Here is a 19,044-nt window from a genome sequence, read left to right on the forward strand (position 1 = left end):
TGTCGAGGAAGAGGGCGCGCGCAGGTCATGCGGCGCCCCCGCCTGCTGCGGAATTACGACTTCTGCGGCACGGTCACGCCGTACGTGCAGCTCTTGTTGTATGCATTGCCGATCGCCGTGAGTTGCGCGCTGCTGTAGCCGAGCGCGGCGGCGGCCGTCAGCACCGCCTGGGCGGCGGCCTTCTGGTTCGTCGAGCTGTTGGTCATCGACAGCCCTTTCAGGAAGGCCTTGTCCATCGCCTGCGCGCCGATCGCGTCGCGCGCGACGAGGTTGCACGACGCCCAGTACTGGCCGGCCGTGTGGATCTCGGCGCCGCGTGCCTGCGCGTAGGTGCGCTCGACGTTCCAGTTCGTCACGCGGCCGCCCCAGTATTCGTTGTGGCCGTCCCAGTTGTAGACCCAGTGATATTGCGCGTCGGACGGGCTCCATTGATTGAAGTCGCGGCTGTACGCGGCGGCGAGATAGTCGCCCGTGCCTTCCGACAGGCCTTCCTGCTGCGACAGGCCGCCGTTGGTCACCCAGTCGTGGATGCCGTGGCCGAGCTCGTGGATCACGACGTCCGCATCTTCCGCGTCGTCGACGCCGCCCTGGCCGAAGGTCAGCCGGCCGCTGCTCGACGAGTACGACGAGTTGTCGTCGCCCGATTCGCCGTGCGGGTCGTACTGCACGCCGCCCGTGTACTGGTAGGGCAGCGCCTTGATGTCGAGCGTCTGGTTCACGTAACGGAGGAACGTGTCGATGTGGTAGTACGTGTTCACCGCCTCGAAATACAGGTTGCCGCGCGTGAACTCGAACGTCGGCGTCGCCTGCGCCGGGCACGCGTTGTCGCGCGGCGCATCGAAGTCGACGCACGACGCATACGGGCCCGACAGCACGTAGCGCGAGTTCGACTGCGCGAGATCCTTCAGCGTCACGCGCACGCGCGCGGCCGTGAGCTGGGTGGAATCGGCGTCGTTGCCGTCCTTGTAGCCCGTGCTGCCGTAGCTGCTCTTCGTCGACGAAAGCGGATCGGGCCGGAATACGAAGCCGGTGCCGTCGGTCGCATAGAACGCCTTGTCCTCGGCGCGCAGCACTTCGCCGCTGTCCGCGTCGATCAGCAGTTCCCAGTCGCCCTTCGGGCCGTCCTGCGGGCGGCCGCGTACCTTCCATGCGGTATGCGTGCCGGCCTTGTCGACGAACGCGACGCGCTGTGCGTCGAGGTTCGTGAAGCCGCTGACGCCGAGATACGCGCGGGCGCGGTCGAGCGCCTGCTGCTGGTCGACCGCCTGTGTCTTGCGCGCGGTGACGGCCACGCCGTTGATCGTGTTGCTCGCGACGTACAGGATGCGGCCGTCCTTCGCGACCGTCACCGCGATGTCGCTGCCGTATACGGGCAGTCCGGCCGCCTGCTGCTGGAAGCGCACGACGGTGAAGTCGGCATCGCTGCGCTCCGACGTCACCGCGAGGCTCGCGAGTGCGGCCGGGTCGAGCCCGAGCTGCGTCGCCTGCGCCGCGACGAAATCGCGCGCGGCGGCCGCGGGCGTGGCGGCCGCCTTGTTCGCGCGATAGGCGGGGGTGTACAGCGTGACGGCGACGCCGTCGGCGCGGAACTGCCCGGCGGCGGTATCGGCCTTGGCCGCGGCCGGTGCCACGCCGCGCGTCAGGCTTTCGCGCAGGCTCGACGCCTGCGGGTTCGCGACCTTGGTATCGGCCGCGCTGCCGCCGACGATGCCGAAACCGAGCGCGAGACCCAGGGCGAGCGGCAATGCTTTGCGTGATGTCTGCATGGGTGATCCTCATCTCAACGGTTGGACACGCCCGCGCGCTCGTGGCGAGCAGGCACGACACGGCTCGCGCGCCGGCTCGATGGAACCGGTGCGGCGAAGCGGTGCTCGGAGATTCGACTGACTGAGGATAACTAAGCGTCAGGTCGAAACGAATCGGAACGGAATGGCAGCGGGGAAGCGAACGGCAGGCAGGTGCGGCGACGGCGAAGCGAGCATCGTCATGTCATACCCCTCGGAATTGATATCGGTCTGGCAGCCTGCGTGGCGCGACATGCGTCGGGCCCGGGCTCTCATCTCCTTAGGGCTGCCTATCTAATTGCGAGGTATGTTACAGAATATTTTCGGCAACTTTGCAATTTATTTTCGAAGGCCGCTTCGGTCCGTCGATCAATCGGCGGCATTATTGAGCGAATGGCGGGAAACGCTGCCGGCGCGTGCAATGGCGCGCCGGATTGTACGCAAAAGCGGCGCCGTTCAGCGCGTCGCGCGGCGGTCGCTGCGCGGGCTCACGCCGAAACGCGAGCGATACGTGCGCGAGAAATGCGACGGCGATTCGAAGCCGCACGCAACGCACACCGACGTGATGCTCATGTCGGTCTGCTGCAGCAGCTCGCGTGCGCGATCGAGGCGCAGGTTCAGGTAGAAGCGCGTCGGCGTGTCGTTCAGCGTCGCGCTGAACAGCCGTTCGAGCTGGCGCCGCGTGATCGCCACGTCCTGCGCGAGCGCATCGGAGCCGAGCGGAGTTTCCATGTGCCGCTGCATCGTGTCGATCACCTGGATCAGCTTGCGGTTGTGCACGCCATAGCGCGCGGCGATCTCGAGCCGCTGGCTGTCCGAGCGTTGCCGGATGCGGCTCACGACGAACTGTTCGGAGATGGCCGCCGCGAGATCGGCGCCATGCCGCCGGCCGATCAGGTCGAGCATCATGTCGATCGACGCGGTGCCGCCCGCGCAGGTGATGCGCCGGTCGTCGATCTCGAACAGTTCCTGCGTCGCGTTCAGGCCCGGGTAGCGCTCGCGGAACGCGGCGAGCGCTTCCCAGTGCAGCGTCAGCGTTTGCGAGGCGTCGAACAGCCCGGCTTCCGCGAGCACGAAGCTGCCGGTGTCGATGCCGCCGAGCGTCGCGCCGTGCCGGTTCTGGCGGCGCAGCCAGTCGGCGAGCGCGCGGTCGTAGCACACGAGCGGATCGAAGCCGGCGACGACGAACACCGTCTCGACCTGTGCGACATCCGCGTACGCGGCTTCGGCCGCGACCGGAATGCCGTTGCTCGCGGCGACGGGCGTGCCGTCCGCGCTGATCACGTGCCAGCGGTACAGCTCGGTGCGAAAGCGGTTCGCGACGCGCAGCGGTTCGACCGCCGACATGAAGCCGAGCGCGGAGAAGCCGGGCAGCAACAGGAAGTGGAAATCCTCTGGCATCGGGGCGTGGGGTGGAAGCGGGTGGTCGTCACGTACTGCGCGGGCGCGGCACGGCGAGCGGGCAGGCCCGCGCACGCCGCGCTCGGCTCGCGGAAGCCGGACGTTCAACGCACGATTATCGCGGTTTTTGCCGGCACTCAGCGCGTTTTTGCGCCGCGCACCGTCCGGCGCGCGGTCGTCGAAGGCAGTTCGCCGAACTGGGCCCTGTACGCGTTCGCGAAATGCCCGAGATGGATGAAGCCCCAGCGCGCGGCCGCCTCGCTGATCGGCAGGTCCGACTGCCGCGTGTCGAGCAGCAGGCGTCGCACCTGCGCGAGACGCAGCGAGCGCGTGTAGTTCAGCGGACCGGTCTGCACGACCGACTGGAAGCTGTTCTGCATCGTGCGCCGGCTCACGCGCAGCTGCGTGCACAGGCTCAGGATGTCGACGGGCGCTTCCGGGTGCCCGATCACGTAGTCATGCACGCGCCGCACGATGTCGGCGTGGCACGCATGCGTGAGGCGGTGCGGCGGCTCGGGCATCCGGTAGGTCAGGAGATCGACGAGCACGTTGGCGACCTCGCCGCGCAACTCGGACTGCGCATGCGCCGCGTCGAACGTAGCGGGTGCCGACAGCACGCGTTCGAGCAGTGTCGCGAACTGCAGGCTCGCGCGTTCGCGTGCGGCGACCGGCACGTCGACGACGCCGCGCCGCAGCGCGCGCTCGTCGACCCGGACGTCGGCGGCATCCTCGATCTGCTGCATCAGCTCGGCGTCGACGACCACGCCGATCAGCGACATGTCGTCGGGCGAATGCAGTTCGAACGGCGAGCCGCCGCGCGCCATCACGATCGTGCCGCGCTCGATGCGCGCATCGCCGAAGGCGAAGGTGCCCGAGCCGGTGAGCGGCATTCCGAATACCGTATGGCCGGCCGGCAGGCGCCCGCGCTGGATGACGCGCACGTTCGCCGCTTCCTGGAACAATTGCACGCCGTCGAGCTCCACGTGCTTGACCGTGCTGCGATACGAGCCGCAGCCGATCTGGTCGTAACGCTGATCCCAGCCGCGCAGCGCCTCGGCATGCCGGTCTGCGTCGTCGAACATCTGGTGAAACACGAGCACGGCGCCTCCGGCGGTCGTTCGGACCGCGCAAGATTAAACCGACCGGGCGGTCGGTGCAATACGGATGAGCGCTATTCCGGCAGGGGTTCTGGCGGGGTCGGATGGGGCGCGCCGCAGGTGCCTTTCAGGCGGTTTTCCAATATCCCGAATCGGCACGCACGCGTTGCCGGTCCGGGTGCTGAACCGATTTATTGTCGAACTACAGTCGCCCCACATTACCTGAATCCCAACTGGAGGCGACATGAGAACAAGGCGACGCACCGCGGCTTTCGCGGCGACGCTGGCGTTCGCGGCGGCGTGGGCCGGCAGCGCGGACGCGACGGAAAAGCCCGAGGAACTGGTCGTGCAGAAGATGCCGCCGTGGCATCCGCACGCGGTGTACGTCGTGGACATCGCGATGCCGACGATGACCGACGGGCGCATCTTCGTGTACGACGCCGACGCGAAGAAGCTGCTCGGCCAGATCGACGGCGGCTTCGCGCCCGGCCTCGCGATTTCGCCCGACCACAGGACGAGCTTCATCGCGACGACCTATTTCTCGCGCGGCTCGCACGGCACGCGCACCGACGTCGTCGAGATGACCGACAACACGACGCTCGATCACACCGGAGAGATCGTGATTCCGGCGAAGCACGGGCAGCACGTGCCGTCGCCGTACAACACCGCGTTCAGCGCGGACGGCAAGCGGCTGTACGTCGCGAACATCACGCCGGCCGCGTCGGTGACGGTGATCGACGCGGTGTCGAAGCAGGTGCTGTCCGAGATCGACACCGCGGCATGCGTGCTCGCGTATCCGTCGGGGAACGACCGCTTCACCGCGCTGTGCGAAAGCGGCAAGGCGCTCACGGTCACGCTCGACGCGAACGGCAAGGAGGTGAAGCGCACGATGTCCGATGCATTCATCGACGTCGACAACGATCCGGCCTTCATCAACGCGTCGCGCTACCAGGGCGGCTATCTGTTCACGACGTATCACGGCAACGTGCGCAGCGCCGATTTCAACGGCGCCAGGCCCGCGTTCGGCAAGTCGTGGTCGTTGCTGACCGACGCCGAGCGCGCCGAAGGCTGGCGCCCGGGCGGCATGCAGCAGACGGCCGTGCAGGTCAGGCAGAACCGTTATTACGTGCTGATGCACAAGGGTGGCGACGGCACGCACAAGGATCCCGGCACGCAGGTGTGGATCTACGACCTGAAGACGAAACAGCGCGTCGCGCGCTGGGATCTCGCGCAGCAGAAGGTCGATCCGCTCGTGTCGATCCAGGTCAGCGAGGACGACAAGCCGCTGTTCTACGGGCTGACGGGCACGTCCGATCTCGTCGTGATGGACGCGCACAGCGGCAAGCTGCAGCACGTCGAGAAGCAGATCGGCAGTACGCCGACGCTGCTCGTGAATCCGTGAGGCCGCGATGATGCTCGATCCCGTACTCGCCACCAGCGCGCAGGCCGGCGCGGCCGTCGTCGTGTTGCTCGGCGCCTTCGCGAAGATGCGCCGGCCGGCCGCGTTCCGCCAGGCGCTCGCCGGCTATCGCCTGCTGCCCGATGCGCTCACCGCGCCCGCCGCGTTCGCGATTCCGCTCGCCGAAGCGGTCTGCGCGGCGGCGCTGCTGTTTCCCGATACGCGCACGGCCGGCGCGCTCGGTCTGATCGCGTTGCTGCTCGTCTTCGCGGCCGGCATGACGATCAACATCCTGCGCGGCCATACCGACATCGACTGCGGCTGTTCCGGTTTTGCCGCGGCCGCGCGCACGGATGCGCCGCGCGGCATCGGCTGGCTGCATGTCGCGCGCGTGCTGCTGCTCGTCGTGCTGGCCGCGACCGCGCTCGTCGAGCCGGGCAGCCGTGCGGTCGTGTGGTTCGACTACCTGACGCTGTTCTCTTCCGTGCTGCTGATCGTCTGCGCGCTGCTCACCGTCGACGTGCTGCTCGCCAACGTACCGCGCCTTTCCCACCTGAGGAATTCATGATGCAAACCGCTCTCACCGTTTCCACCGCCTTGCTGTGGGTCGCCGTGCTCGCGCTCGGCGCGATCTGCCTCGCGCTCGTGCGCCAGATCGGCATCCTGTACGAACGCATCATGCCGGCCGGTGCATTGATGATCGACAAGGGGCCGGCGGTCGGCGCGATCGCGCCCGCCTTCGAGCTGACCGACATTCGCGGCTCGCAGGTGAAGGTCGGCGGCATCGATGCAGCGGGCAAGGCGACGCTGCTGTTCTTCCTGTCGCCGACGTGCCCGGTCTGCAAGAAGCTGCTGCCGCTGCTGCCGTCGCTGCAGGCGAGCGAGTCGACGCCGGTGAACATCGTGCTCGCGAGCGACGGCGATCCCGACGAACACGCGCGCTTCGCGCAGAAGCACGACCTCGCGCGCTTCCCGTACGTGCTGTCGCAGGAGCTCGGCCTCGCGTACCAGATCGGCAAGCTGCCGTACGCGGTGCTGCTCGACGACACCGGCACCGTGCGGGCGAAGGGGCTCGTCAATACGCGCGAGCATCTCGAGAGCCTGTTCGAAGCGAAAGAGCGTGGCGTCGCATCGCTGCAGCAGTTCGTGCACGGCGATCACGACCACGACGGCCATCAAGAGCACGCGCAGCACGCGTGATCGGCCGACCTTCCTTCAACGTCAACGGAGAACAACGGAATGGGCCTGTTTGATTCATGGTTCGAACGGTCGGCGCGCGGCGTCGCGCAGCATAGTTCGCGGCGCAGCGCGATGGCGAAGCTCGGCAAGGTGCTGGTGGGATCGGCGATGCTGCCGCTGTTGCCCGTCGATCGCACCGCGTACGCGGCCGACGCGGCCTCGGGTGCATCGGCGGCGTCCGGTGCCGCCGCATCGGGCGCGAGCGACGATCCGATGAGCTGCGACTACTGGAAATACTGCGCGATCGACGGCTGGCTGTGCAGCTGCTGCGGCGGTACGTCGAGCAGCTGCCCGCCGGGCACCACACCGTCGCCGATCACGTGGATCGGTACCTGCCGCAATCCGCACGACGGTTCGGACTACATCGTGTCGTACAACGATTGCTGCGGCAAGACGTCGTGCGGCAAGTGCTTCTGCAACCGCAACGAGCGCGAGAAGCCGCTGTACAAGCTGTCGCTGAACAACGACATCAACTGGTGCATGGCGAACGGTAATTCGAATTACCACTGTTCGGTTTCGGTCCTGCTGGGAGCGGCAAAGCAATGAAAGTGAAGCAAGCTGGAAAGATCGTGGCCGCGTGCGTGGCTGCTGCCGCCGGGTTTCTGATGCTGCCGGGCGAGGCCGGTGCGCAGCAGGCCGTTCATTACCCGGCGGGCAAGAGCCTGTTCGACGCGCAGTGCGCGGTGTGCCACCAGGCGGGCGGCAAGGGGCAGGACGGCCTCGCGCCGCCGCTGACCGAGTATCCGGGCAAGTACGCGACGGCCGACGCGGGCCGCGCGCAACTCGTCGCGACGCTGTTGCACGGGATGTTTGGCGAGATCGAGGTGCACGACAAGCGCTACAACTTCAAGATGCCGTCGTTCGCGAGCGCGAGCGATGACGACATCGCGAACGTGCTCAACTACGTCGTGTTCGATCTCAACGACCGGCACGGCGACGCGAAGCCGTTCACGGCAGCCGACATTCGCGCGGCGCGGGCGAAGGAGATGGACGGCACGGCCGTTCACGCGCAACGGGCGATCGTGACGAAGGGGCTGGGGCTGTGAATGCGGCCGGCATTCGGCGTCGTGGCGGGCGCCGTGCAGGGGCGTGGCGGATCGGGTCGTGCATGACCGGCTGCCTGTCGTCGATGCTGGTCGCCGTCGCCGCTTGTGCGTTCGTCGTCCCCGCGCATGCCGACGGCGCGGCCGACGCCACGCTCGCGCGGCAGCACTGGGTCCTCAACTGCATGGGCTGCCACACGGCGACGGGCGGCGGCATTCCGGGCAAGGTGCCGCCGCTCGCGAACTCGCTCGGCTATTTCACGCATCTGCCGGCCGGGCGCGAATACGTGATGCGCGTGCCCGGCGCGTCGAACTCGGCGCTGTCGGACCAGGATCTCGCCGACGTACTGAACTGGGTGCTCACGACGATGAATCGCGATGCGCTGCCGCGCGATTTCAAGCCTTATACGGCTGACGAAATCGCCGCGCGTCGACGGCCTGCGTTTTCCGATGTCGCGACGGTGCGTGCGAGGCTCGTGCGCGAATTGCACGAGCGCGGGATCGATGGTGTGTCCGAGCGCTATTGATTGGCGACGACGAGGCGACGCAGCATGTCGCGGCGCTTCGGTCGCGCACACCGGATTGGCAGCGTGCGGGTTCCGCGCTACGCTCGTCGTCATTGGCCGGCGCATGCGCCAGGCGGATCGAACGGAGGTTCAAATGGCAATCGAATACTTCGCAGAAAGCAACCCCGTCACGCGAAACCTGCCTCGATCGTTGGCGACCAAAGCCGGCGATCTGGTATTCGTATCCGGTCAGGTGGCGAGAAACGAAGACGGCAGCATCGTCGCCGGCGGGATCGAAGCGCAGACGCGTCAGACGTTGAAGAACGTCGCACACGTACTCGCGCTGGCAGGATGCACGCTCGGCGACGTCGTGAAAACCACCGTCTGGCTCGAAGACGCGCGCGACTTCGCCGAGTTCAATCGCGTCTATGCGGAGTTCTTCCCCGAGAACAAGCCGTCACGCTCGACGTTGCAGGCGACGAACATGGTCGGCACCCGGATCGAGATCGAGGCGATCGCGTGCAAGCCCTGAGTGCCATCGCGCCACGTCGATGCGGCCGCGTGCCGCTTCAGTGCGGTGGCGACAGCCGTTTGAAGCGGCTCCATAGCTGCTTCAACGTCTGATGATCGGCCGCGGCACGCGCGGCCAGAAAGCCGCGAGCAAAGCCCGCGCCCGGCGCGGCGTCGGGTGACGTGCGAGGCAGCGCCTTCAGAAACTGCTCGGCGACCACGGCATCGTTACGCCAGCCCAGATCATCCTGAAGTTCGGACAGCGCGTCGACGTACGTGCGGACGGCTTGCTTGCGGCACAGCGACGCGAAGAATTCGGTGGCGTACCGGACCTTCTTCGCCGCGATGCGCGCACGGTGACGCCGGTGATCGTCGAGATCGGCCAGCCTCTTGCCGCGTTTGATCAGTTTCCGGTGCCGGCGACGCAGAACCTCGTGAGCAAACGGACTCGCCGGCTGCATGATGGCATCGCGCCGTTCGTCAGGCATCCCGTCCCGCCAGCCCTTTCGGTTCACCCATGACGCGAGCTGTAACGCGAGCCGCGTGTAGCGAACCGATCCGACTGCGGAAGCCGCGCGCTGGCGATTGACGGCGGCAATGCGCTTGCAGGCGTTCCGCACTGAACGGATCTCGTCCGGATTGCCGTTCGTGCCGGCATGGTCGAGCGTCGCTCCGGCAAGCACTTCCCAGTCGCGCGCGGCGCCGAGCTCGCCGGCGATCCAGCGCAGTTCGTCGTCAAGGCCGGGATACGCGGGAATCACTTTCGCAAACAGGTCGAGCGCCGAACGCAGGCGACGCAGCCCCACCCGCATCTGATGCACGCTCGACGGATCATGGCCGGACTCGACACCGCGTTCGTTGGCGCGGATCTGGTCCAGGCAGTTGCGCACGATCCGGCAGAACGCGTCTTCGATCGAATCGCGCTTCTTCAGCTGCACCGGTTGCGCCTTGACGGCCGGCTGGTGCTCGGCGACGAGCAGCCCGTACCCGAGATCGGCCTTGCTCTCGTGATCGATACGCAATGGCGCGAAGTCGAGCAATTCCAGTGCGATGCCGTACAGGTTTTCGGGGCGGCCGCGTTTCAGTTCCAGTTCGATCGCGGCGATCGGGACCGACTTCGAATCCGCGTCGACCGTCCCCTTGTCGAGCGCGACCTCGACTTCATCGCCGGAAGGCAGGCGCAGCGGTAGAACCCGCCGCTTGATCCGCGTGACGAACACGGGCTGAAGATCCGGTGCCGTGGCCTGGTCGCGAACCAGGCGGCCACACTCGGTGTCGTCGGGGAGCGTGTCGCGCAGCCGTGTCAGATCGGGGACGTCGCCGTCGACGGGCGTCTCGAATTCGTCCTGCTCGAACAGGCCGGCCCGGGCCGATCCTTCCAGTTTCAACGTCTGGACTCTGCGGTTGCCGGCCGCACGCACCCGCAGGGAAGCCGCGCACCGGTGAAATGCGAGCGTGGCAGTGTCGAAGTACGTGCTCGTCAGCTGTTGAGTCGCACCGGCGCCGTTGGACTGCGCAAGCAACGGCGCGTGGCGCAACTTGTCGAGGTTCTTTGCGGAAACCCGCAGCTTCAGCTCTCGTTCCATACCGCCTCCGATATGTTGCCGACCATCAGTCCCCCGCCGATCCCCGGGAGTCTTCCCAGTCGTGCCACTCGATTCGATGCATGTCCACATAACGACTTACCGCTTCGCCGATCGTCGGAAAGAAGTTGTCGTCGCCGAACATGCTGTACATGCCGTAATGCCTGAGGCTGTCCTTGACGGGGCCTTTCAGCTCCGCGAAGACCAGCTTGACCTGCCGGGCGGCAAGTTCAAGATGCAGCCGTTCGAGCACATCGGCAGCCGTGAGGTCGATGTCGGTCACGGGCTCCGCCGCGATGACGATCCAGCGCGCCGGCTCCGGCGATTCATCGACGGCGCGCAACACGCGTTCCCGAAAGATTTCGCCATTCGCGAAAAAGAGCGGCGCATCCCAGCGCAGCAGCACGAGTCCGGGCACGCGCCGCGCGTCCGGATGGCGCGACACGTCGTGATAGCCCTTCCTGCCGTCGACCCGCCCGAGCACGGCATCGTAAGGCCGCCACGCGCGCCATAGAAACGACATCACGGTGAGCAGCAGTGCCAGCGCAATGCCGTTCACGACCCCGACGGCTGCAACGCCGACGAAACATGCGATCGCCTGCACGAACTCGCTTTTGCGGAGCCGATAAAGCCGCACGACGCCGCGCACCTCGATCATGTTCACGCATGCCGCGATCACGACGGCGGCCAGCGCGGATTGCGGCGTGTGCGCAAGCGCGCGCGGCGCGAACAGCAGCAGTGCGGCAACGACGGCGGCAGCCACCACGCCGGTCGCCTGCGTCTTCGCGCCCGCCGCTTCCGCGACGGGCGTGCGTGAGCCGCTCGCGCTCACCGCGAACCCTTGCATCAGGCCGGCGGCGAGGTTCGACAGCCCGAGCGCGATGCATTCGTGATTCCGGTCCACGCTGGTGTCGTTGCGCAGTTCGTAGGTGCGGGACAGCACGCTGATATCCGTGAACGAAACGAGCGCGATCGCCGCTGCGCTGCCCGCGAGGTGCAGCCAGTCGTCGAGGCTCACGTCGGGGATGCGCGGCACCGGCAGGCCTTGCGGGACCGCACCGACGGTTGCAACACCGGCGCGCGTCGACAGATCGAACCACATCACCACTGCGGTCGCGCCCGCCACGGCGAGCAGTACACCCGGCAACCTGGGCCAGAGCCGTTTGCACGCGAGTATCAGCGCGAGCGCGGCGACACCGAGTGCGAACGACGTTGCGTTCACCTTCGATGCCGCGATGCCGGCGACCACGTCGCGCACCTGCTCGATGAACGATTCGCCGTTGCCCTTGTAGCCGAGGAGCTTGGGCAATTGTCCGATGCTGATCGTCAGCATGATGCCGTTCAGAAAACCGTACCGGATGGGCAGCGACAGCAGCTCGGTGACGAATCCGAGCCTGAGCACCCCGACCGCGATGCAGATCGCGCCCGCGAGTATCGCGAGCGCGCCGGCAAGGGCCAGCGCATGCGCGGCATCGCCGTGAGCAAGCGGCGTGATGCTTGCGGCAATCAGCGCGACCAGCGCGGAGTCGGGGCCGAGCACGAGGATGCGGCTGGGGCCGAAGAGCGCATACGCGAGCATCGCGGCAAGCGACGCATAAAGCCCGTTGACGGCGGGCAGGCCCGCTGCGTTCGCGTACGCCATGCCGGCGGGCACGAGCACGGCACTGAGCGTGACGCCGGCAAGCAGATCGTGCGGCAGCCAATGCAATCGATACGTACGCGCCGCGGCGAGTCCGTTGATCCACTGCAGCAGGCCGGCATCGGGCTTGCGGGGCGGGCGGGCCGTGTGCTGGCGGGCACGGCTTTTGATGTTCATCGCAGGACGTCAGGGAACCCGGGCGGAATCGTTCGTTACGTCCGCCGGTATCGTTAAAGATTATGTTCCCGTGCCCTCGGAGCGCAAGCCCGGTTTCACGATGTTGCGTTTCGGCGCGCCGGCCTGACAGTCCGGCTACTTCGCCGAACACTTGCCCGATCCAGGCCGGCGATGGCCGAAGTGATCGGCGGTGCGATTGAATCGCCCGGCGGGAGCGGAGTCGTCCCGCCGTTGTCCGCTACTCGGTCGCGCGATCGCTCGCCTCGCCGAACGAAGCCCGAACTTCGTTCGCCGTCCGGGCGGGCGCCTGCAGATGCGGAAAGTGGCCCAGTTCCGGAAGAATCGAAATGTTCACCCCGTTTCGGTCCGCGTACTCGATGCCCATTTCCTTCTTGATATAGATGTCCTTCCCGCCCCACACAACCTTCACGGGGACTTGCAACCTTGCCATATTGGCTTCGAAGTAGTCCTGGTCCCGGGTGAAGCATGCGTAGTAGTGGAAAAAGGCGTCGGCCGCGGTCAAGTCACCGTCCCATCCCTTCGCCACGTCGTCCATGAATTCCTCGGGCAACGTGTAGCGCTCCGCATCCTCCATGCCCCGGAAGAACGTGTTTGCGAGGATTTCGTCGCGATTCCTGTTCATGGCGGCGCGCACGATATCCGACGAAGGCTTCGACTTCAGGCCTTGCAGGCTTTCGTACATATATTGCGGCCGGTTGAACGGGGCAAAGTCGCCAACGATGATTTCCCGCGCGATATCCGGTTGTTCCAACGCTGCCAGCAGCGCCGGAAGCGCACCGATATCCGTCGCATAAATCAACAGTCTCGAACCATCGATGCCCGACGTACGGATGTAGTCTCTCAGCACACGGGCATAGTCGCTCGGCGCGTACGAAAAGCGATCGGCGCGCGGACGCGACGATTGCCCGTAGCCTGGCCAGTCGAACGCATGGACCTCGTAGTCGCTGGACAGTGATTCGGCAATCGGCTTCCATGCATACATTGTCTCGGGGAAGCCGTGCAGGAACAGCACGATGCCCTTCGATCGTGCGGGGCGGTAGACCATGCGGCGCAGCGTGATGTCGGCATTGACCTGCACGTCGCCGACGTCGACCGTGGGTTCCGGCGACGACGGCGCCGGCACGGTCGGGCACGTTGAAGAACCCGCAGCGGCGGCGGGAGAGGCGGGTGTTTTCGTTACGGGTCGAGTCATGATCGAGGATCTCGTTCGGTGCGACATCGCGCGGCACACGGTGCGCTTCGCTGTTTCGAAAGATGGCGTGGTGCAGGGGGTTCTACTGAGCCGCCGGAGGATTCAAGAGCTTGCTCAATGGCTTGAGCGGGCCGATCGGGAGCAGCGTGAACGTCATGAGGTGCGCCTTCCCCAACGGGAGTCGTTCCAGCATTTCATGCGCTTCACCCGTGTCCGTCACGTTCAGGACGAACGCCACCCCGGGCCGGTCCTGCAGGGAATACCACTGATCGATCTTGCCCGCGAGATACAGCTGTGTCGTCTCGCGGACTTCGGTCGGAAGAATGGTCTGGACGTGCTGCATGTCCGTGCCGGGAGGAAACGTACCGATCGCCAGTATCTTCGTGGTGGGCGTGGTCGGCAACGCAGCGGAATGTGCCATGGAGACTCCAGTGCAAGCGAGCAGCAAGCATGCTGCCGTCAAATCAAGAAGAGGGTGTTTCATCCTGCGGCCCAGGGCCCGGTGGCGGGACGGCAGCCGCGTTGAGCGCGGCGGCTTCCCGTTCCGACAGATAACACGCGCGAAAGCGCTCGTCCACGCGCTCGCGCATCAATTGCGAGAAGAGTAGTGCGGCATCGAGCGGTCGATGATTGATGACGACGGAATCCGTATCGCCTTGCTCGTTCATATGGGCGACGACCACCGTCTCGATCGGCACACCGTTGATACGTGAACGATAGGATTCCAGATAAAGATCGTTGCCGATCATGCCTTTGTAAGCATGCTGCTGGAACTCGTAGAGCGAGACCGCGTGCTTGATCACCGAGAGAATGTCGGCTCGTCCGTCGATCGGGCGCTTCAGCACGGTGGCTTCCAGCGTCGCGTTTTCGGCCAGGCGCGCCAGCCACCGCGGCGGACCGTCGGCGGGTGCCATCATCGGGGCCGTGTCGTTGAATTTCATGGCGGTTACTCCTTGCACGCGTTGCGCGTGACACCTGCGTTCGCGGCATCGAGCGCTGCCGCGAGCGCAACGCGTGCCTTTTCACGGCGCCGTCGCGCAAGGCGCTCGGCGCCCGCGTGGCGCTCCGGTTCGCCCGCGAGCAGCGCATGGATATCGGGCAGCGTCCAGATCGCGCCGCGCGTTCCCCACGCACCGTCCGGTATCTCGGTCGGAAAGATCCAGACGCGCGGTGCGACATCGTCGAACGGCCGGCCTTCCGCGCGTGCCACGGCTTCCGTGACGCGTCGGACGAGCGAGCGGCGCGATTCGTCGGTGTATTGCCCTTCGGGAACCGAAGGAATGATCCGGTAGCGCACCGTATCGGTACGTTCGCCGCCGATGTAGATCGCGGCCGGCCGGTGCAGATGGAATACGGTCACGCGCTGAACGACCGGGCTCGCGGGATCGTACCCTTCTGCTTCGATGAGGATATCGGTCAGTTCCCTGACGAGGCGGGCTTCAGCATCGGGCGTCAGTGCGTGGTCGGGCCACATCGCATCGATCATCGGCATGGGATGCTCCTGTTTTCGGTTGATCGGATGGCGCCATCGTCGCGGTTTACGCGGACGCAGGAAAGTGGCAGCATCGCCACTATCAAAGGAAATTCGGACACGCAATGGCGATCATCCGCATCTGGGTCTATGACGGAATCCTGGCGTCCGGCGTCGCGGGCCCGGTCGATGTCTTCAGCGCTGCAAATCAGTTCCATGCGCGCCGGGCGGAACCGGGCGCGTCGTCCGCGCCGTTGTTCGCATGGCGCGTGGAGTCGCTCGACGGGCAACCGGTGAAGGCGGCGTCAGGTCAGATCATTCCGGTCGACGGCAAGATCGACCCGCGCAAACGAGCAGACGCCGTGCTGCTGACGGCACCTTTCTTTTCGCGGATCGACGAGTTCCTCGGGCATCGCGAGCAGTTGAGCGAACTGACTTCCGCACTGCGGCGTCAACACAAGGCCGGCGCGATGCTCGCCGCGTATTGCACGGCGAATTACCTGCTTGCCGAGGCGGGCCTGCTGGATGGCCGCGTCGCGACGACGCACTGGGCGAGAGCGGCGGATTTCGCGCGCCGCTATCCGCGTGTCGAAGTCCGCGCGAACGAGCTGCTGCTCGCGCAAGACGGGATCATCTCGGGCGGCTCCGTCACGTCCTATCTGAACCTCGCCGTGCATCTCGTCGAAGCCTGCGCCGGCGGAGAACTCGCGACGATGACCGCGAAGGCGCTGTTGATCGACATGAACCGGACGTCGCAGGCCTCCTTTGCCACGCTTCTCGACGAACACGGGCATACCGACACGCTCGTGGCGCGCGCTCAGCAGCGGATGGAAGCGACATTGCAGCAAGGATTCCGGCTCGGCGATCTGGCGGCATCGCTTGCCGTCAGCGAACGCACGCTCAATCGTCGCTTCAAGGAAGCGGTCGGCCTCGCGCCGTTGACGTATCTGCAGAATCTGCGGGTCGAGGTTGCGAAACGTCTGCTGGAAACACGGCCGATCGGGCTCGAGGACGTGAGTCAGCGCGTCGGCTACAGCGATGTCAGTACGTTCCGGCAATTGTTCAAGCGCAAGACGGGGTTGTCGCCGAGCGAATATCAAGTGCAGTTTTCGCGTGCGGCGGCAAAGAGCGTGCAAGCCGAACCACGCGATCAGCGCGATTGAGCCTCGCGACGTCGCGTTACCGCTCGCGTCAGGTCAGGGCCGCTCCGGTCGCCCCCTTTCTTTGTATCCCGAAGTATCTGCAACAGACGCGGATACGTACGCATACACATCGCCGACTTTCCGACAAGAACGAGATACGTTCGCCTGCTCCAATGCGCCTGTCGCGAGCGGAGTGCCGCACCGCGCATTGTCCAAGGAGTGTGTCATGAAAGTCGTCAAGGCCGCCGCTGTCCAGTTCAGCCCGGTGCTCTACAGTCGTGAAGCCACCGTCGCCAAGGTCGTGGAGAAGATCCACGACCTTGGCCGGCAAGGTGTGCAATTCGCCACTTTTCCCGAAACGGTCGTCCCCTATTACCCGTATTTCGCGGCCGTTCAGACGGGCATCGAACTGCTGTCCGGTACCGAGCATCTTCGGCTGCTGGAACAGGCCGTCACCGTGCCGTCCACCGCGACCGATGCGATCGGCGAAGCAGCACGCAAGGCCGGCATGGTCGTGTCCATCGGCGTCAACGAGCGCGACGGCGGCACGCTGTACAACGCGCAATTGCTGTTCGACGCGGACGGGCAACTGATCCAGCGCCGTCGCAAGATCACGCCGACGCACTTCGAGCGCATGGTGTGGGGGCAGGGCGACGGATCGGGGCTGCGCGCGGTCGACAGCGCCGTCGGCCGTATCGGGCAGCTCGCGTGTTTCGAGCACAACAATCCGCTCGCGCGCTACGCGATGATTGCCGACGGCGAGCAGATTCATTCGGCGATGTATCCGGGTTCGGCCTTCGGGGAAGGCTTCGCGCAGCGCATGGAGATCAACATCCGGCAGCATGCGCTCGAGTCCGGCGCGTTCGTCGTCAATGCAACGGCGTGGCTGGATGCCGACCAGCAGGCGCAAATCATGAAGGACACCGGTTGCGCGATCGGGCCTATCTCGGGCGGCTGCTTCACGACGATCGTGTCGCCCGACGGCATGTTGATGGCCGAGCCGCTTCGATCGGGCGAGGGCGAGGTCATCGTCGATCTGGACTTCTCGATGATCGACCGTCGCAAGATGCTGATGGATGCGGCCGGTCACTATAACCGCTCGGAATTGCTGAGCCTGATGATCGACCGTACGCCGACCGCGCATGTTCACGAACGCGTCGCGCAGCCGGTGGCCGGATATGACGCGGGCGCGGACGATTGGCGTGCCGCGGCTGCGTGATGCGCGGGCTTGCCCGGCCGTTGCCGAACATTCGGCTTGCCGATCGGGGCCGGCAGTCGTCGCATGAACGCGCATTTTCTTGATCGCAATATGTGCATATGCATGTAAGGGTGCGATGAAATCTTTCCTTGAAAGGTGTGTGATATGAAAACGAACGCTGCCGATGATCGGCCGCTCCTGATGTCGGGCGCCGAAAGCGCGCCTGCAGGCGCCGGTCGCAACGTGACGACGTCGTTGTCGCGCCGGCGCTTTGTCGGTATCGCGGCCGCCGCACTGGCGGCCGGCTCGCTGAGCCGCCTGGCGCTCGCGCAGACCAGCCCGGCCATCGGCACCGCGGAACCCGCACGCGGCGACAGATCGGCGATTCGGCCGTTCCGGGTGCATGTACCCGACGCGCAGCTCGCCGACATGCGGCACCGCATCAACGCGACGCGTTGGCCGGACCGCGAGACCGTGGCCGACGAGTCGCAGGGCATTCAGCTTGCGACCATTCAGGCGCTCGCGCGGTATTGGGCGAGCGACTACGACTGGCGCAAGTGCGAAGCGACGCTGAATGCGTATCCGCAATTCGTGACCGAAATCGATGGCCTCGACATCCACTTCATCCATGTGCGATCGAAGCACGAGAATGCGATGCCGTTGATCGTGACCCACGGCTGGCCCGGCTCGATCATCGAGCAGTTCAAGATCATCGCGCCGCTCGTCGATCCGACGGCGTACGGCGCGCCGGCGTCGGATGCGTTCCATCTCGTGATTCCGTCGCTGCCCGGCTATGGTTTTTCGGCGCGACCCACGACGACGGGATGGGGGCCGGAGCGCACGGCGCGCGCATGGGTGACGCTGATGAAACGGCTCGGCTACGCGCGCTTTGCTTCGCAGGGCGGGGACCTCGGCGGCATCGTCACGAACATCATGGCGAAACAGGCGCCACCTGAGCTGATGGGCATTCATGTGAATTTCCCGGCGTCCGTGCCGGCGGAAATTCTGAAGTCGCTGACGGCCGGCGATCCCGCGCCTGCCGGCTTGTCGGACGAGGAGCGGCATGCGTATGAACAGCTGAGCGCCAATTTCAAGAGGAAGCGCGGTTACGCGATTGAAATGGGTACGCGCCCGCAGACGTTGTACGGACTCGCCGATTCGCCCGTCGCGCTGGCTTCGTGGCTGCTCGACCACGGAGACGGTTACGGCCAGCCGGCGGCGGCGCTGAGCGCGGCCGTGCAGGGTCGCCCGGTCAACGGCCACTCGGCCGGCGCGCTGACACGGGACGACGTGCTCGACGACATCACGCTTTACTGGCTGACGAACACGGGCGTCTCGGCGGCGCGTTTCTACTGGGAATCGCATGCGAACTTCTTCCTTGCGGCCGACGTCGGCGTGCCGGCGGCGGTGAGCGCGTTTCCGGGGGAAAACTACCAGGCGCCGCGGAGCTGGACCGAGAGGGCTTATCACAATCTGATTTACTTCAACAAACCGGCAACAGGCGGGCACTTCGCGGCATGGGAAGAACCGATGATCTTCGCGAATGAAGTGCGTGCCGGGTTGAGGCCGTTGCGCGCGTGACGGGCAACCGCCGAAATTTCCAACGAGCGGACAGCTTTCGTTAGAATCGTTCGTCTATCAG

Annotated in this window: 19 protein-coding genes; 10 read left to right on the forward strand and 9 right to left on the reverse strand. The window is 65.9% G+C overall.

Features of this window, described 5'->3' with window-relative positions:
• Positions 1 to 53 precede the first annotated feature (53 nt).
• The 3 genes from U5A56_RS20555 to U5A56_RS20565 all read right to left on the reverse strand — a co-directional run bounded on the left by U5A56_RS20555 (position 54) and on the right by U5A56_RS20565 (position 4,285).
• Positions 54 to 1,766, reverse strand: a complete 1,713-nt coding sequence (locus U5A56_RS20555) for a M36 family metallopeptidase (RefSeq protein ID WP_321924275.1) — start codon at positions 1,764 to 1,766, stop codon at positions 54 to 56.
• 474 nt (positions 1,767 to 2,240) lie between these two features.
• Entirely contained in the window at positions 2,241 to 3,185 is a 945-nt protein-coding gene (locus tag U5A56_RS20560; protein WP_044847758.1) for a GlxA family transcriptional regulator, read from the reverse strand.
• Positions 3,186 to 3,322: 137 nt separating this feature from the next.
• Complete coding sequence (locus U5A56_RS20565) at positions 3,323 to 4,285, reverse strand: helix-turn-helix domain-containing protein (RefSeq protein WP_321924277.1); 963 nt, start codon at positions 4,283 to 4,285, stop codon at positions 3,323 to 3,325.
• A 241-nt stretch (positions 4,286 to 4,526) separates the two neighbouring features.
• Here U5A56_RS20565 and U5A56_RS20570 point away from each other — a divergent pair, with 241 nt between their 5' ends.
• The 7 genes from U5A56_RS20570 to U5A56_RS20600 all read left to right on the forward strand — a co-directional run bounded on the left by U5A56_RS20570 (position 4,527) and on the right by U5A56_RS20600 (position 9,001).
• Positions 4,527 to 5,684 (forward strand): amine dehydrogenase large subunit, encoded by a 1,158-nt coding sequence (locus U5A56_RS20570; RefSeq protein ID WP_124666906.1) that lies wholly within the window; start codon positions 4,527 to 4,529, stop codon positions 5,682 to 5,684.
• A 7-nt stretch (positions 5,685 to 5,691) separates the two neighbouring features.
• Positions 5,692 to 6,249: a MauE/DoxX family redox-associated membrane protein gene (locus U5A56_RS20575; RefSeq protein WP_321924280.1), complete on the forward strand. Its 558-nt coding sequence runs from the start codon at positions 5,692 to 5,694 to the stop codon at positions 6,247 to 6,249.
• Positions 6,246 to 6,881, forward strand: coding sequence for a methylamine dehydrogenase accessory protein MauD (mauD, locus tag U5A56_RS20580; RefSeq protein WP_321924282.1), 636 nt, complete (start codon positions 6,246 to 6,248; stop codon positions 6,879 to 6,881). The genes U5A56_RS20575 and mauD overlap by 4 nt, the downstream gene beginning before the upstream one ends.
• A 39-nt stretch (positions 6,882 to 6,920) precedes the next feature.
• Positions 6,921 to 7,466, forward strand: a complete 546-nt coding sequence (locus U5A56_RS20585; RefSeq protein WP_044847763.1) for a methylamine dehydrogenase light chain — start codon at positions 6,921 to 6,923, stop codon at positions 7,464 to 7,466.
• Entirely contained in the window at positions 7,463 to 7,966 is a 504-nt protein-coding gene (locus U5A56_RS20590) for a cytochrome c (RefSeq protein ID WP_321821106.1), read from the forward strand. Before U5A56_RS20585 ends, U5A56_RS20590 begins: the two co-directional genes overlap by 4 nt.
• A gap of 62 nt (positions 7,967 to 8,028) precedes the next feature.
• The gene (locus U5A56_RS20595; protein ID WP_321924285.1) at positions 8,029 to 8,490 is read left to right on the forward strand and encodes a cytochrome c; all 462 of its coding nucleotides are present in this window, start codon (positions 8,029 to 8,031) and stop codon (positions 8,488 to 8,490) included.
• A 133-nt stretch (positions 8,491 to 8,623) separates the two neighbouring features.
• Complete coding sequence (locus U5A56_RS20600) at positions 8,624 to 9,001, forward strand: RidA family protein (RefSeq protein WP_044847766.1); 378 nt, start codon at positions 8,624 to 8,626, stop codon at positions 8,999 to 9,001.
• Between the two features lie 37 nt (positions 9,002 to 9,038).
• On the opposite strand, the gene U5A56_RS20605 is transcribed toward U5A56_RS20600, so the two are convergent.
• From U5A56_RS20605 to U5A56_RS20630, 6 genes are all read right to left on the reverse strand, one after another.
• On the reverse strand, positions 9,039 to 10,565 hold the full coding sequence (locus U5A56_RS20605) for a CHAD domain-containing protein (protein ID WP_321924322.1): 1,527 nt from the start codon (positions 10,563 to 10,565) through the stop codon (positions 9,039 to 9,041).
• A gap of 25 nt (positions 10,566 to 10,590) precedes the next feature.
• Positions 10,591 to 12,378 (reverse strand): SulP family inorganic anion transporter, encoded by a 1,788-nt coding sequence (locus U5A56_RS20610; protein WP_321924287.1) that lies wholly within the window; start codon positions 12,376 to 12,378, stop codon positions 10,591 to 10,593.
• A gap of 238 nt (positions 12,379 to 12,616) precedes the next feature.
• Complete coding sequence (locus U5A56_RS20615; protein ID WP_321924289.1) at positions 12,617 to 13,591, reverse strand: alpha/beta hydrolase; 975 nt, start codon at positions 13,589 to 13,591, stop codon at positions 12,617 to 12,619.
• A gap of 82 nt (positions 13,592 to 13,673) precedes the next feature.
• Positions 13,674 to 14,012 (reverse strand): muconolactone Delta-isomerase family protein, encoded by a 339-nt coding sequence (locus U5A56_RS20620; RefSeq protein ID WP_044847812.1) that lies wholly within the window; start codon positions 14,010 to 14,012, stop codon positions 13,674 to 13,676.
• A gap of 43 nt (positions 14,013 to 14,055) precedes the next feature.
• Entirely contained in the window at positions 14,056 to 14,532 is a 477-nt protein-coding gene (locus U5A56_RS20625; protein ID WP_124666915.1) for a hypothetical protein, read from the reverse strand.
• 5 nt (positions 14,533 to 14,537) lie between these two features.
• Positions 14,538 to 15,083 carry a tautomerase family protein gene (locus tag U5A56_RS20630; protein ID WP_321924291.1) on the reverse strand — a complete coding sequence of 182 codons (546 nt, stop codon included), beginning with the start codon at positions 15,081 to 15,083 and terminating at the stop codon, positions 14,538 to 14,540.
• A 104-nt stretch (positions 15,084 to 15,187) separates the two neighbouring features.
• On the opposite strand from U5A56_RS20630, the gene U5A56_RS20635 reads away from it, so the two are divergent.
• The 3 genes from U5A56_RS20635 to U5A56_RS20645 all read left to right on the forward strand — a co-directional run bounded on the left by U5A56_RS20635 (position 15,188) and on the right by U5A56_RS20645 (position 18,983).
• Positions 15,188 to 16,225 carry a GlxA family transcriptional regulator gene (locus tag U5A56_RS20635; protein WP_321821110.1) on the forward strand — a complete coding sequence of 346 codons (1,038 nt, stop codon included), beginning with the start codon at positions 15,188 to 15,190 and terminating at the stop codon, positions 16,223 to 16,225.
• Between the two features lie 205 nt (positions 16,226 to 16,430).
• The gene (locus U5A56_RS20640; protein ID WP_321924324.1) at positions 16,431 to 17,423 is read left to right on the forward strand and encodes a carbon-nitrogen hydrolase family protein; all 993 of its coding nucleotides are present in this window, start codon (positions 16,431 to 16,433) and stop codon (positions 17,421 to 17,423) included.
• 180 nt (positions 17,424 to 17,603) lie between these two features.
• Positions 17,604 to 18,983, forward strand: coding sequence for an epoxide hydrolase family protein (locus U5A56_RS20645; RefSeq protein ID WP_321924326.1), 1,380 nt, complete (start codon positions 17,604 to 17,606; stop codon positions 18,981 to 18,983).
• Positions 18,984 to 19,044: the final 61 nt, after the last annotated feature.

The organism is Burkholderia sp. BCC1998 (genome assembly GCF_905339875.1).
GTDB lineage: Bacteria > Pseudomonadota > Gammaproteobacteria > Burkholderiales > Burkholderiaceae > Burkholderia.